The following is a 13391-nucleotide window of genomic DNA, read 5'->3' as shown; positions in this document are numbered from 1 at the left end:
CGCGTTTACCACAGCGTCACCGATGTGCATATGCGCGAAAGTGCATATTCGCTGCGTCGCACAACGAAGCACTTCGCATACGATCTACAACATCGCATGACTTATCCATTGTGCTCTGATGTGCACCGGGACGCAACGCGGCGTCTCATTGCTAAGATCAGACAGCACCTTATATATTTGAACCTTGATCGGCACAGGAACCGACAGATGATACGGCAGCGTGCGGCCTGGTGAACTGCCGGTGCATGCACAGGGTCACAACAAGGCAACACCCTGGAATGTGCTTTGGATCGCCTTCGGAATGCGGCTCGCAAGGAGAGATGTCGTGCTATCGACAACATTCAGGCTTGCAGTAATTGGTTTTGTCGTCAGCCTCGCTCACCCCGCTATGTCCATCGCGCAGACAAGGCCAGCCGGTGGCCCGACAGCCTCGCCCGCAGGCGCCTCCGTCTACTTCATCGATATCAAAGATGGCGCGACGATCTCGCCGAAAACGATCATTCACTTCGGACTACGTGGCATGGGGCTCGCTCCTTCGGGGATGGAACGGCAGAACTCCGGCCATCATCATCTGTTGATCGATACCGACCTGCCACCGCTGAACGAACCGATTCCCAGCGACTTCAATCATCTTCACTTCGGCAACGGCCAAACCGAAGCCGAAGTGACCCTGCCTCCGGGCGCGCACACGTTGCAGCTCATCATGGGCGACCACAGCCACGTGCCGCATTCGCCGCCGGTCATGTCGGATCGCATTCGCATCACCGTCAGCGAGACAGGCGCGACGACCGCATCGCAGCCCACCGCACCAGCGGCGAGCACGAGTTCGGGTGGCACACGCCGCCATACATCGGCGCCGAACGCCAAAGTGTATTTCGTCTATCCGACAGACGGTTCCTACGTGTCCCGTACGCCTGTGGTACGGTTCGGACTGATAAATATGGGAATTGCGCCTGCGGGCATCGAAAAGGCGAATACCGGCCATCATCACCTGCTGATCGACGCGTCGCTTCCGCCGCTGGACCAGCCAATTCCGACGGACTTTAACCATCTGCATTTCGGCGCGGGGCAGACCGAAGCGCAGTTAACGCTGCCGCCGGGAGAACATACGTTGCAGCTCCTGCTCGGCGACGAGAACCATATTCCGCATGAACCGCCGATCTATTCCAAGCCCATCAAGATCACTGTGACGGCGAGCGGGCGCCGGCCGACGCCCCCTCGCCCGAAGCAACGCCGTCGCTGGAGATATTATGAGTGACTCTCTGCTGACATGGGTCATTGCCCTGTGCAGCATCATCTGCGTGACGATAGCACCCGCTCCGGCCCAGGCGGAGCGGAAGGTCGCACTTGTCGTCGGCAATGCGCATTACAAGAACCCGAGCCTCATTCTATCCAACCCCAAAAATGATGCCGAAGACGTTGCCACGTTGCTGCGCTCGCTGGATTTCGATGTGACACTGACGGTGGAGGCCGACAAGAGGTCTTTCGACATCGCCATGACCCAATTTGCGCGCACGGCGACCGGCGCCGACGCCGCTTTGTTCTATTATGCAGGTCACGCGCTTCAATATCAGGGACGCAATTACCTGATGCCGATCGACGGAGAAATCGAAGACGAAGTCAGCCTGCGCTACCAGATGGTGATGCTCGATGATGTTCGCGCCGCGCTGGAACGTGCCGACGGCGTCAAGATCATCATTCTCGATGCGTGCCGCAACAATCCCGTGGTCGATAATCTCCGGCGCAAGATGGCAGGCATGTCGCGCAGCATCGACTCAACGCGTGGTCTTGCTCGCATCGACAAGGCGCTGGGCATGGTGGTGGCCTATTCAACCGCAGCTGACGATGTTGCGGCCGACGGCTCCGGCCGCAACAGCCCGTTCACCAGCGCGCTGCTGCGACGGCTGAAGGAGCCTGGCCTCGAAATCGGCAGCATGTTCCGCCGCGTCGCCGCTGACGTGAACGAGAAGACAAACGGCCGGCAGCGCCCGGAGACCTATGTCTCGTTGATCGGCGAGTACTACATGAACCAAAAGGACAAACCGGCTTGGGACCAGATCAAGGATTCGCTGGACCCGACGGCGTTCCGCAACTTCATCGCCCAGTTCCCACTGTCGCCACGCGCGTCAGACGCGCAGTACCGAATTCAAATCATCGAACAACTGGGGAAACAACCTGATACGGCAGTTGCGGATAAATCCGCAGAAATGACTTCCGCCCAAGCGCGTCTCGCAGAGGACGAGCGCGCACGGCTTGCTGCGCAGGATCAGCAGAAATCCGAACGTGTTCTGATTCAGGATCTCAAGACAAAGGCTCCGACGCCAGGACAGAAGCAGGCCAGTCTCAACGCTGGTCCTGCTCCGGCCGTCGCCGCGCCGTCCCCCTCCGTCGTCTCTCAGGATCAGATCTGCAAACGCGACGAAGAGCGCCTGGCACGATTGCGCGCCGGCCAGATCCGTGACGACGTCGTCCGATTCGAGCGTGAACTCGCCTGCGAAAGACTGCGGCCGCAGGTGATGCGATTGCGGGAGAGCATAGCTGTTGAAACCGTGAAAGCGGAGAACGGTCCGGCAGGGATCCCGCAGCCGGTCGTGACCACCGCGCCGGTGAGTTCAGATGTTAGCCAACAGTCCTCGCCCACGCCGCCGCCTTCTCAAGCCGCTGCCCCGTCGTCAGCCTCTGTCAACGAGTCATGCAAACGTGACGAGGAGCGGCTCGCGCGTTTGCGCTCGGGTCCAGTGCTCGCAGATATCGTAAAATTCGAACAGGAACTTCGCTGTCAGCGGCTGCGCACGCAGGTAACGCGACTGCGTGAGAGCGTCGCCAACTGAAAGCCGCACCAAACACCGTGTCGCGCGGCGATGCCGGGGGTGTCCGAGCGACACTATTGCATGGAAAAGGTGAGTGGCACGCCTTTGGCATCGGGACAATTCATCGATCCCGTGAACGCTCCGGAGACTGAGCCGCTAAAGGTGCAGGTCGCGCCATTCATCGCGATCTCGCCATCGACGCGGGATGGCGCGCGCGATGCGATGATCTTCAAGCGCATCTGTGCGGCTTTCTCTTCCGGTCCGTTCGCACTGCACAGGCCCCTATGCTTCATGGCCAGCGGCCCGGTCAGTACCTGTCCACTTCCGTCTGGGGTAGCGGACAGCCTACCGTTCAATTCCCATTCGGAGAGATAGCCGCTCGTTCCTGTCACGATATAGGACCGCGCAAGACCCAACGTCGCTGCGTCAGAGCCTCCCCAACAGAGGACAAGCGGTGACGCAGCCGCTGCCGCAATGAACATTCGCGCACTCATTCTATCACCGCGATTCCAGAATATGTTCGGACATCAACGTATCAAGCGCGGTGCTGTCGTAAAGCTTTAACTCTCTCTACGAGTCAGCAGCGCCTGACGACGACCTCACACGGTTTCGACGTGCAACGCCTGTTCTTGTCACGAGCGACAATGTAATATCCTGCTATGCAGTCCGACCGATCAGACGCCGCAGACTTCCCCCAGGAACCGCCGCAGCCGGCGATCGATCCCGCACTTGCGATTCTATGCGCGCCGATATCGGATAGCGATCCCTGCGGACCTGATCTCGACGTGACGGGTGACACCGACTACCTCAATTTCCTCGCGGAGGTCGAAGGCATCTTGCCGACGTCCTTCTTCTCGCCCGAAGACGGACGGCCATTCGATCCGTCATCGATCGACTTCGCCAGCCAACTGGCTGCCGTGGACGCACTGCTGGCGCGCAGCCGCGATATCCGGCTGTTTGCCATCCGCGCGCGCATCTTCATCCTCAACAGGGGACTGGCAGGTTTTGCGAACACGATCGCAGCCATGGCGTATTGGCTGAACGATTTCTGGGATAACGTTCATCCACGTCCGCTGCATCACGGCGATACCGCGCGATCGACCACCGTCGCATCGCTCACGCTATCGACCGTCATTTTCCCGCTGCAGTATACACCGCTACTCGAAGGCCGGCGCGCAGGCACGATCAGCTATCGTGCCTGGATGATTGCGACCGGCGAGATCAAGGCCCGCGACGGCGAAACGGCCACATCCGCCACCGCGTTGGGGGAAGCGGTGGCTACCGCCGACGCTGACAGTATCGACCCATTGCGTCAGACGCTTTCGCTGCTCGCGGATTCGCTAGATCGCATCAAGGCTGCATTTGCTGGTCACGGCCAGTCCGTCGATCTCGACTTGCTTCGCGTGCTCGTCGGCAACATACGATCGTTCATCGATCCCCATGCTGCAAGCGCACCGGCGTCAATATTACCGGAGATCGACGCAACTGATGCGCCAGAGGCCTATGACGGCCCGCCACAACAGGGGTCCGCATCGATCACGTCGCTCTTCACCGCCAAGCAGGCGCTGATTGAGATCGCAGAATATTACGCGACTTCGGAGCCATCGAGTCCCACCCTGCCGCTGGTTCGGCAGGCCTATGCACTCATCGGAAAATCCTTCGCCGAAATCGTAACCGTTCTGGTGCCGTCGGAGGTAGACAAAGCCGCGTTCCGGATCGGCACCGATCATTTTTTCGATCTGCCGCTGAGCAGGCTCGCAACGGCTCCACCGATTATCTCGTCCGTGCAGGAGTTCGCGCACATATCGGATGGAGCAGCATCTGCCACACCGGAGACGCGCTTTCGGATCACGAGACGTGCCGAGGCCCTGTCGCTGCTGGACGCCGTGCAACGCTATTTCCGGCAATCGGAACCTTCCAGCCCGGTGCCCATGCTGTGCGAGCGTGGACGGGCGCTCGCCGAGAAGGACTTCATGAGCGTGCTCGAAAATGTCTTGCCTAAGTCTGCATTGAAATCGCTCACGGACAAGTGAGCGACGATCCAAAGGATCGTTCACTTCATCTGATCAAATAGGCCTTGCCATCGAACGACCAACGCGGCTTTTCCCACTGATTATCTTTCTTGCCGGGCACGATCAGCGTGAGCGTCTGGTCGCGCACGTACTTTAGGGTATCGTTCGGCGCGAAGGCCGGCGGCGGCGTATCGGGCAGATCGACCACCTGTACCGGCCGGTCGCTGAGCAGCGCCACCACCATGGCGACGCCGGACGGCGGCTCCGCAACGAATTCAAACGCCGCATAGGGACCGCCGAGTTGCGGTATCACCATCGGCTTGCCTGGCTTGATCAGGCTTGAGGCCTCGCCTGACGTGGCAGGCGCCGTCTCGGTCGCGATGACCGGGAATATCTGCTTCAGGCGACCAGCGGGGTCAATATCCAGAAGGATTAGATAGCCTTGTTGTTTTGTCGTGATGCGAAAGCCGATCCGCGAACCGGCGACGACTTCGCCGCTTGGAACAAGATCCAAGGACAGGCCGGCAGTATTGTCAATCTTGAGGCCGGCATTCATCGTGTCGAGCCGCGCGAGTGACACGGGTGGATCCGCCGCAGCAGTGACATTATCCGGCGCATCCGGAACGATCCTGACCGACCGCTCTCGCGGGACATCGTCGGTGGATGATGCAGCCGGGCTCTGCGCCAATGCGTCGGCGACGCAGGGGACAGTTATCAATGCTGCGAAAAGTAAGGACGCTGCGTACGGCTTGATCACCAGGCACTTCCCTGCTATGGCGCAGTATAGAGACTTGTTGCGCCGATGCGCGCATCGGACGGCGCATAACGCTCGATCAGCTTGTAGACTTCGACAGCGTTCCGCTTCTGGCTCATCTTCTTGATGATCTGCTCAAGATCGCTCAGCCGCTGCGCAGAGGTGATCGCAACCACCAGATCAGCGCCAAATGGCTCCTTGACCATCACCGAAAACTTGTAGTCGGGTGTCGCAATGACAGGCGCATCTGAGCCGATCGGATAGAGCGACTGCACCGTGCCGTCACCGGCGATGTTGAACAGCAGCAGGGATCGGAACGCCACGCCGGACACCTGGATATCGACATGCGCGTCTCGACGGTGAAGTTTGTCGTTCGGGAGTACGCTGACGGCTTGCGGCGCCTTGGTCGCCAACCGCTTGAAACCTTTTACGGCGGCCAGGCGGTCGATCACGCTGGGCAGATCGGTGCGGTTGATCTCGCGGGCGACTACGTCGCCGCTTGCAATGACCTCGAGCGAAATTGGATCCCAGACCAGATCTGGATTGTCGGCCGTTGCGACCGCATCGAATCGCGCCTCACGGGGCTCAACATCTTTAAGTGCGTCCTTCTGATTGCCGAGTACAGCGACCTTGACCGTGTCGAGCGGAGTCACTGCGGCAGGCCTCGCCGGTGTGGCAGGTGCCTGACTGACCTGTGCCGCCGGCCGCGGATCAGATGGACCGTCGAGCATGATGACAGCACGGGTCCGCGCGTAGACAACAGTATCGGCCGCGTCCGGCCTTGCCGGCGCTGCAGCGATCACATGCTGTCGCTGATCGGAGAGCTGATAGGCAACCTGGCGGACATAGCTGAACAATTCACCGAGCGTGACCCGACCGTCATTGTTCTCGTCAGCCGCGCCCTCGAACGCCCGCGCCACGGCATAGCTGAGTGCACCGCGCAGCCCGGGAATGCCTGGCACCTGCACCTCAGGCGATTTGGACTGGCGGTCCACCGCCGCGAGCACGGCAGCTTGCTGGAAATTGGCGTCGCCGGAATAGGCATCCTTAGCCGTCGATAGCGGCGTGAGGCGGTCATCCGTCAGCTTATACGGCGGTGCCCGCCGATAACTCATCCCGGCGGCACGCGGATCGATCTCCCGCGTAAGGCCCCCGCCATGACAGGCGTCCGCGATGAACAGCACGCGCGCGCCCTTAGCCTCGAACTGACGAATGAGGTGATTGAATTCGGAGCCAAGGATACGCTGCTCGCTGCCGGCCGCGGTGCCTGGATCGAAGCCGGCGAGAATGAAGACATCGTCCATGCCGTCGGGCTGCGAGCCCTTGAAATGTTCGGGCTCCTGGACACCGTGCCCGGCGATGGACAGGACCACGAGATCATCGGGTCGCGTTCGGGCCAGGAGTTCATCGAACGCAGACATGACGGATTGTCTATCCGATGCGGCATTGACGAGCAGCGTCACGTCCTTTGCGCCGCTGCGCCGCAAAGTGGCTTCTAAGTCTACCGCATCGGCCACAGCACCTTTTAACTGCGGCGCGGACCTGTAGTTGTCGATGCCGATGACCAGCGCGCGAACCTCGCCGCCAGTCGCCGCGCGAATGGACTCGGCCTGCTCAGAAAACGCCGGGCATGATGCCCCGACCAGACCGATCGCCATCGCAACAACGGCGATCGGTTGCACCATGAATTTTGTCCACAAGCGCCTCATCACATCGCTCAATCCTGATCCCGATGCCGGTTCTGTCGCGTCGATGCGCGCTCTGTGCGGCGGCCACGCGATGCATTGCTCTCGGAGACCTTCGCCTTGTCTTGCACCGATGTCACTTCGGCCGGGCTGATATCGGCGACCTGCGGATTATCAAGCATGCGAAAACGGACCGGTCGATAGCCGCGCGCCAACAGCGATGACAGCGGATAGACGTTCCGGCACACTCGGCCGTTGCAGCCACCGGTGGAGGATTCCATCACTTCCACCTTCCGGTCAGGTGTAAAGCGCATGAACAGCATCACATGCGATCCTGGCTTGTTCAGCGCATCCCCAGGCTGCAGTTCCCATGCGTTGCCGAGTTCCTTGGTGATCGACGGGATCGCCATGGTAGTGAAATGCGTGGCCAACCCCCATGTCGCGCTGACAAAAGCTGAACAATCGACGCCCGTCACGTCCGGTCGTGGACTATTGTGCGTGCAGACATTGCCGGCCATCGTGCCGTTTGCGATGTTGGCGCGGAACTGGTTCAGCGAGCCATGGCATCCCCAGCAATAGGGCACGCCGCGCACATCCGCGTTGACCTTGCCCGCCAGATACCAGGGGCGACGCGTGCGGTTCAGACCCGAACAGGCGTTGTCGGGATCGAGGCCATAGGCCAACGGCGTCACCCGCCACTGCAGGCTCTCGAAAGCCACGGCTGTCTCGATCACCTGCCGGCGTGTCAGCGGCCGCACGGCTGCGATCGGGGCCTTGCCCACCACCGCGTCCTTGCGGCGCGGCCGGTTAGGATTGTCGATCAGGTCGCTGGCGCGGATCGGCCGGACGCCGACACCGATCAAATCGACTCCGGCATTGCGCGTTCGCAAAAAATAGACATCGCCTTCGGCGGAGATCGCGATAAAGCGGCGCGAAAGCGCGACGCTTTCCTCCAGCGGAATGTCATAGACGCTTTCCTGAACGCCCCGTGCCGAGAAACGCACGACGAAAGCGGAGGCCGGGCGCTGCGAATTAGTGGGAATGTTCTCGGTCAAAACGAACATGCGGCCGGCATTGTCGATCTCGAGAAACTCCACGAGACCGAGGCGATCCCGCACCCTGATCTTCAACCGCGCAACGAGATCGTTAGTGGTCTGTTCACGCACTTCGATCGTGGCGGAGTCCGGCTTGTTGGCCGTAGAGACATCGGCAAACACGCTACCGCGGCCACGCGAGGAGACCACCTGACGGGCGGGTTTAACCTCAACCGGCACACCGCGCGTCTGTTCGCCGAGAAGCTGTTCGGAACTCCCGAGCGTCTGCGAACCCATTTGCGCGAAGGCCGACAGGGTGGCATCATCGGGCTGCTCGGCGGCGCGTGTGCGCGTCAATTCACGTACGGGATCATCCGCCCGCCCGCCCGCTTGCAGCGCCTGCGGTGTGCCATCCCAGACATAGACATTGCCGCGCCGGACCACCACATCGGTCGGGCGCACCTCCTGGGGCAATTCGAGCGACTGCATCTGCGCATTGGCCGCCTTGGGGTCGAAACGCAGCACGCGGCCGTTGACCTGATCGAGCAGATAGAGGCCGCCATCGTCCCCGGCATAGATCGCCTGCGGGCTATCCATCGGCGCGTCTTCGCGCGCCTCGATTATGCCGACGGAATCGCGGCCGGCGCCGCTGGTGAAGCGCTTGATGACGGTGTCTTCGGCCCGCGCTCCGCCGTGGGAGCCAACCAGCGCAAGCACCGCAGACAGCGCCCATATCGCCCCCCATGACGCGCCGTTAGCCCTGCATCTATCACTGCGCATCGACGTTCCCGCACTTCGATATGGCTTCTATCAGTCGCCCATCGGTGCGGTTCGGTTCACGATGGCCAAACACGCTTTCAGCGCCAGGTGGTTACCACTTACCGCTTGAACCAGAACTTCCGATCGTGCGTCGAAAAACTAGCAACAGCTGCGATCCGTTTAACATTCAGGAGGCCACCATGAAGACAGGCTACGCGATCCTTCCCCTTCTCCTGCTGACCGTGCCCGCCACTGCCGCTTCGACCAAATCGGACAACGGCGTCGATTTCACATGCGAGCTTTCCGGCAGCAACGACAGCGGCTTCAACATCGTCGCCACCAACAAAAATGCCACCAGCATGGACTGCACGGCGAGCTGTAAGCTTATCAAGGCGGACGGAAGCAGCAAAGAGTGGGACTACAACAGCCCTGCCCGCACGGTCGGATCAAACAAGCAGAAATACTGGTTTGCCGGCGAGTCGTCGGTCACCGGATCCCCGCTAAAGAACCCGGATATGACCAAGGCGTCCTGCAAGGTACGCAAGCAAACCTGAGCGCGGAAGGTCGCTCATCGCTACCGCACGGCAGCGAGGCGGCGATTTCAGTTGCATGCGAGCACGAAATCGCCGTCGCCTATAGCGACGCTCGCCTGCGTCGTCGGTTGCTTTGCCAGCGAGCGTTTCAGGAATTCACGCGACAGCGACGGCAGCAGCGTGTTGGTGATAATGTTATCGATCATGCGCCCGCCGGAATCGGGATCGTCGCATTTGGCCACGATGTGATCGACGACAGCCTGATCATAGGCAAATAACGCGTCGTGGTTGTCGCGAATGCGCCGTCCGATCCGATCGAGCTGCAGTCTAACGATACCTTCCAGCATGGTCGGCGACAGCGGGAAATACGGAATGGAGACGATACGTCCCAGCAGTGCCGCCGGAAACACTTTCAGCAACTCCGGACGCAGGGCCAGCGCAAAATCCTCGGGATGCTCACGGTAGGCAGCATCTGAGGCGAGTTCCATGATCACGTCGGCGCCGACATTGGTGGTCAGGATGATCAGCGTGTTCTTGAAGTCGATGCGGCGTCCGTTGCCGTCGTCCATAAAGCCCTTGTCGAACACCTGAAAGAAAATCTCGTGCACGTCGGGATGCGCCTTCTCGACCTCGTCGAGCAAAATCACGCTGTAAGGCTTGCGACGCACGGCTTCGGTCAACCTGCCGCCTTCGGAGTAGCCGACATAGCCGGGGGGCGCGCCCTTCAGCGACGAGACGGAATGCGCCTCCTGAAACTCGGACATATTGATCGTGATCATGTTCTGCTCGCCGCCATAGAGCGCTTCGGCGAGAGCCAGCGCTGTTTCGGTCTTGCCGACGCCGGACGGACCGCACAGCATGAACACACCGACCGGCTTGTCGGGGTTGTCCAGCTTGGCGCGGCTGGTCTCGATCCGCCTGGCGATCATCGACAGGCCATGGGGCTGGCCGACGACACGCCGGTTCAAAACCTCCGGAAGCCTCAGCACATTTTCGATATCGTCCTTCACCATGCGCCCGACAGGAATACCGGTCCAGTCCGATACCACCGAGGCCACGACCTGCTCATCGACATAGGCATAGACCATGCGCTTCCCGGGGTCGCGATCCTCAAGTGTTGCAAAGGCCTGCCGCAACCGATCGCGCACATGCCGGGTATCGATATCGCCTGCCGCCTGCTCTGGGGTAGACGGTGCTTCGGCCCGTTCCAGCGATACATCCGGTGGATGAACGATATCGCGCAATGTGCGGATTTCACCGACCAGCTTCTGCTCGGCGGCCCATTCGGCTTCCATCGCGGCAAGACCGGTCTGTAGCTGGGCGATCTCCGACGCCAGAGCTGCAAGCCGCTCGGTGAAATCAGGGCCCAGCTCGCCATCGTCGGTCAGGACCGCCACTTCTGCTTTACGGGCGGCGATCGATGCCATCATGTCCTGGATCATCGCTGGTGTGGTACTCTGGCTGATGGCCACGCGCGCCGCCGCGGTATCCAGCAGGCTTACAGCCTTGTCCGGCAATTGCCGCGCGGGAATATAGCGATGCGACAGATTCACCGCCGCTACGATCGCGGCATCGGAGATCGTCACCTTGTGGTGCCTTTCCATCGGGCCGAGAATACCGCGCAGCATGTTGCAGCACTGTGCGACGCTGGGCTCCCCTACCTGGATGGGTTGGAAGCGGCGCGTCAGAGCCGGATCCTTTTCGATATACTGGCGGTATTCGGACCATGTCGTCGCCGCGATGGTGCGCAGCGTTCCTCGCGCCAGCGCCGGCTTCAACAGATTGGCGGCATCACCTGTCCCGGCCGAACCGCCTGCGCCGATCAGCGTATGGGCTTCGTCAATAAAGAGGATGACTGGTACCGGTGAACTCTGCACCTCGTCGATCACTGATCGCAGTCGCTGCTCGAATTCGCCTTTCATCGATGCGCCCGCCTGCATCAGGCCGACATCGAGCATGCAGAGCCTGACGCCGCGCAAAGGCGGCGGTACGTCGGCGGCCACGATTCGTTGCGCGAATCCTTCGACCACCGCGGTCTTGCCGACACCGGCTTCGCCAGTGAGGATCGGATTGTTCTGCCGCCTTCGCATCAGCACGTCGATGAGCTGGCGGATCTCGTCGTCGCGGCCGAGCACCGGGTCCATGTCCCCGGCTTTTGCCTTCGCGGTGAGATCCTGCGAGAACCGATCGAGCGCAGACGTCCCTCTCGCCGTTTGCGCGGCCGGCGTATCCGCAGCGACAGCGCCCGCACCGTCCATCGGACGCAACCGCTCTTCTTCGGATCCGGCCCATATCTTCCTATATTCGCCGGTCAACACGTCGATCGGGATTTTCGCAAACTCCCTCGACGTCGCATGCAACGCACGCGCGAGTTCGCGCGACTGCAACGCGCCGACCAGCAGATGCCCGGTACGGATCTGCGTCTCTCCGAAGAACAGCGTCGCATAGTGCCAGCCACGATCGAACAGATCGATGACCGTGTTCGATACCGCCGGCATCTCCGTCTCATTGGTACGCAAACGGCCGATGACGGCATTGATATCCGTGGTCAGCGCATTGCGATCGAGTTTGAAATAATCGGCGGTTGCGCCGATGTCGGTGTTCTCGCTTTGGAGTATCTGGGCGAACCAATGCGCCAGCTCGACGTGTCGATTGCCGGCCCCTTTGGCCTGGCGGAGCGCCTTGAAGAACGCCTCGTAACCGATGCGGTTGAGCTTCCCGGCCACCGTTTCAAGACTGATCTCAGTCATGATCTACCCCTCCTTCACGGCAGCTGCGAACGTGCTTTGGCGTCGATGATTGGCCCGTTCGGCTGGATGGAATCGCGCATCGCAACGATAAGCCTCGGCACTGGTCCAATTCGGTGCCATCCACGTAGTCCAGCCCAGTGCGCCGAAGCGGCCAAGTCGGACCGGTTCCGCCGCGCCTGAGGGGATGGCGAGTTCGGCGTCGCAATCAACTTGTTCGCCATTGTAGAAAAACAACATATCCGTCAGCGGTTCGCAAAGATCGCCAGACGGCAGGAAGCGGAGATATTGCGCCAGATCGCGTGTGTAGATGCGGACTCTGACCTTGTCCTGAACGCTGTATACGCTGCGCCCGAGCAAGGCGTCCTTGCCTAGCCCGTTATACGCGCGGCCGAGCGTCGTCCACTCGACCTCCTCAATGACCAGCCGCACGCCGACGAATTCGTCGATCTCGGCTTTCACGTTGAACAGGCCGCTGATCGCCGCAGCGAGGCGCGACGCCGATTTGGCTTGAGGTCCGAGAAGCCCGGCGAAACCCAGCTTCGCGGTGTCGGGCACGCTGTCGAGATTGCGATAGGGCGCCGAACCGACACCGATGGCCGAGCCGAGATAGGCAATGAAGCGATCGGCGTCCGGCCGGTCATGCTGTGCGATCGGCCGTGCATCGGCCCAGGCACGGAAGAACAGTTCAATGAAACGATGATTGAATAAGTCGAGGAAGCGCGGAAAGGCGTCGTCGCCGGCCAAAGTGTAATGATAAGCCTCCTCCGTGGTCGCCAGCGGAAGCGCGCCCTGCGGCCCGAGCATTCCCAGATGCTTCACGAACACCTTCAGCACCTTACCGTCGCCATACGCCGCGCGAGCGATAGTCGATGCTGGAAAGTCCACGAACGGGTCCTGACCGAATCGGACCAGTTCTTCCCGCAATGAGACGCCTTCGCCGATCCGCGGATGATCCTTGAAGGTCCGCTCGAGCTCACGCAGCAGGGCAAAATAGTCGAAACGCCAAGGCTCGGCTTCGAGATTCTCGAGAAGCGTCATAGCGGCCCCAATCGCT

General features: G+C 60.9%; 10 protein-coding genes. 4 read left to right on the top strand and 6 right to left on the bottom strand.

Features of this window, described 5'->3' with window-relative positions; genetic code table 11:
- Positions 1 to 325 precede the first annotated feature (325 nt).
- The gene (locus JWR89_RS19600) at positions 326 to 1258 is read left to right on the top strand and encodes a DUF4399 domain-containing protein (protein WP_299719149.1); all 933 of its coding nucleotides are present in this window, start codon (positions 326 to 328) and stop codon (positions 1256 to 1258) included.
- Positions 1251 to 2831, top strand: coding sequence for a caspase family protein (locus tag JWR89_RS19595; protein WP_299719148.1), 1581 nt, complete (start codon positions 1251 to 1253; stop codon positions 2829 to 2831). The genes JWR89_RS19600 and JWR89_RS19595 overlap by 8 nt, the downstream gene beginning before the upstream one ends.
- Positions 2832 to 2884: 53 nt before the next feature.
- Here the strand turns inward: JWR89_RS19595 and JWR89_RS19590 are convergent, their stop codons facing one another.
- Complete coding sequence (locus JWR89_RS19590; protein WP_299719147.1) at positions 2885 to 3292, bottom strand: hypothetical protein; 408 nt, start codon at positions 3290 to 3292, stop codon at positions 2885 to 2887.
- Between the two features lie 177 nt (positions 3293 to 3469).
- Here JWR89_RS19590 and JWR89_RS19585 point away from each other — a divergent pair, with 177 nt between their 5' ends.
- Positions 3470 to 4843 (top strand): type VI secretion system ImpA family N-terminal domain-containing protein, encoded by a 1374-nt coding sequence (locus JWR89_RS19585; RefSeq protein WP_299719145.1) that lies wholly within the window; start codon positions 3470 to 3472, stop codon positions 4841 to 4843.
- A gap of 25 nt (positions 4844 to 4868) precedes the next feature.
- On the opposite strand, the gene JWR89_RS19580 is transcribed toward JWR89_RS19585, so the two are convergent.
- Genes JWR89_RS19580 through JWR89_RS19570 form a run of 3 tightly spaced genes read right to left on the bottom strand, consistent with a single transcriptional unit; the run spans position 4869 to position 8820 of the window.
- Complete coding sequence (locus tag JWR89_RS19580; protein ID WP_299719143.1) at positions 4869 to 5579, bottom strand: DUF4384 domain-containing protein; 711 nt, start codon at positions 5577 to 5579, stop codon at positions 4869 to 4871.
- Between the two features lie 14 nt (positions 5580 to 5593).
- Positions 5594 to 7261 carry a caspase family protein gene (locus JWR89_RS19575; protein ID WP_299719141.1) on the bottom strand — a complete coding sequence of 556 codons (1668 nt, stop codon included), beginning with the start codon at positions 7259 to 7261 and terminating at the stop codon, positions 5594 to 5596.
- 32 nt (positions 7262 to 7293) lie between these two features.
- A complete protein-coding gene (locus JWR89_RS19570) occupies positions 7294 to 8820 on the bottom strand; it encodes a hypothetical protein (protein ID WP_299719139.1) in 1527 nt (508 codons plus the stop codon).
- Positions 8821 to 9254: 434 nt separating this feature from the next.
- Between JWR89_RS19570 and JWR89_RS19565 the strand changes: the two genes are divergently transcribed.
- Entirely contained in the window at positions 9255 to 9608 is a 354-nt protein-coding gene (locus JWR89_RS19565) for a hypothetical protein (RefSeq protein ID WP_299719137.1), read from the top strand.
- A gap of 47 nt (positions 9609 to 9655) precedes the next feature.
- Here JWR89_RS19565 and tssH read toward each other — a convergent pair whose 3' ends face one another.
- Together tssH and tssG are read right to left on the bottom strand one after the other, a co-directional pair.
- Positions 9656 to 12337, bottom strand: coding sequence for a type VI secretion system ATPase TssH (gene tssH / locus JWR89_RS19560; RefSeq protein ID WP_299719135.1), 2682 nt, complete (start codon positions 12335 to 12337; stop codon positions 9656 to 9658).
- Positions 12338 to 12340: 3 nt separating this feature from the next.
- Positions 12341 to 13375, bottom strand: coding sequence for a type VI secretion system baseplate subunit TssG (tssG, locus tag JWR89_RS19555; RefSeq protein ID WP_299719133.1), 1035 nt, complete (start codon positions 13373 to 13375; stop codon positions 12341 to 12343).
- Positions 13376 to 13391 lie beyond the last annotated feature (16 nt).

The organism is Tardiphaga sp., from assembly GCF_028290785.1.
In the GTDB taxonomy this organism is placed as follows: Bacteria; Pseudomonadota; Alphaproteobacteria; order Rhizobiales; family Xanthobacteraceae; genus Tardiphaga.
Note: the sequence above shows the minus strand (reverse complement) of the source record. Positions and strands in the feature narration are given on the sequence as shown.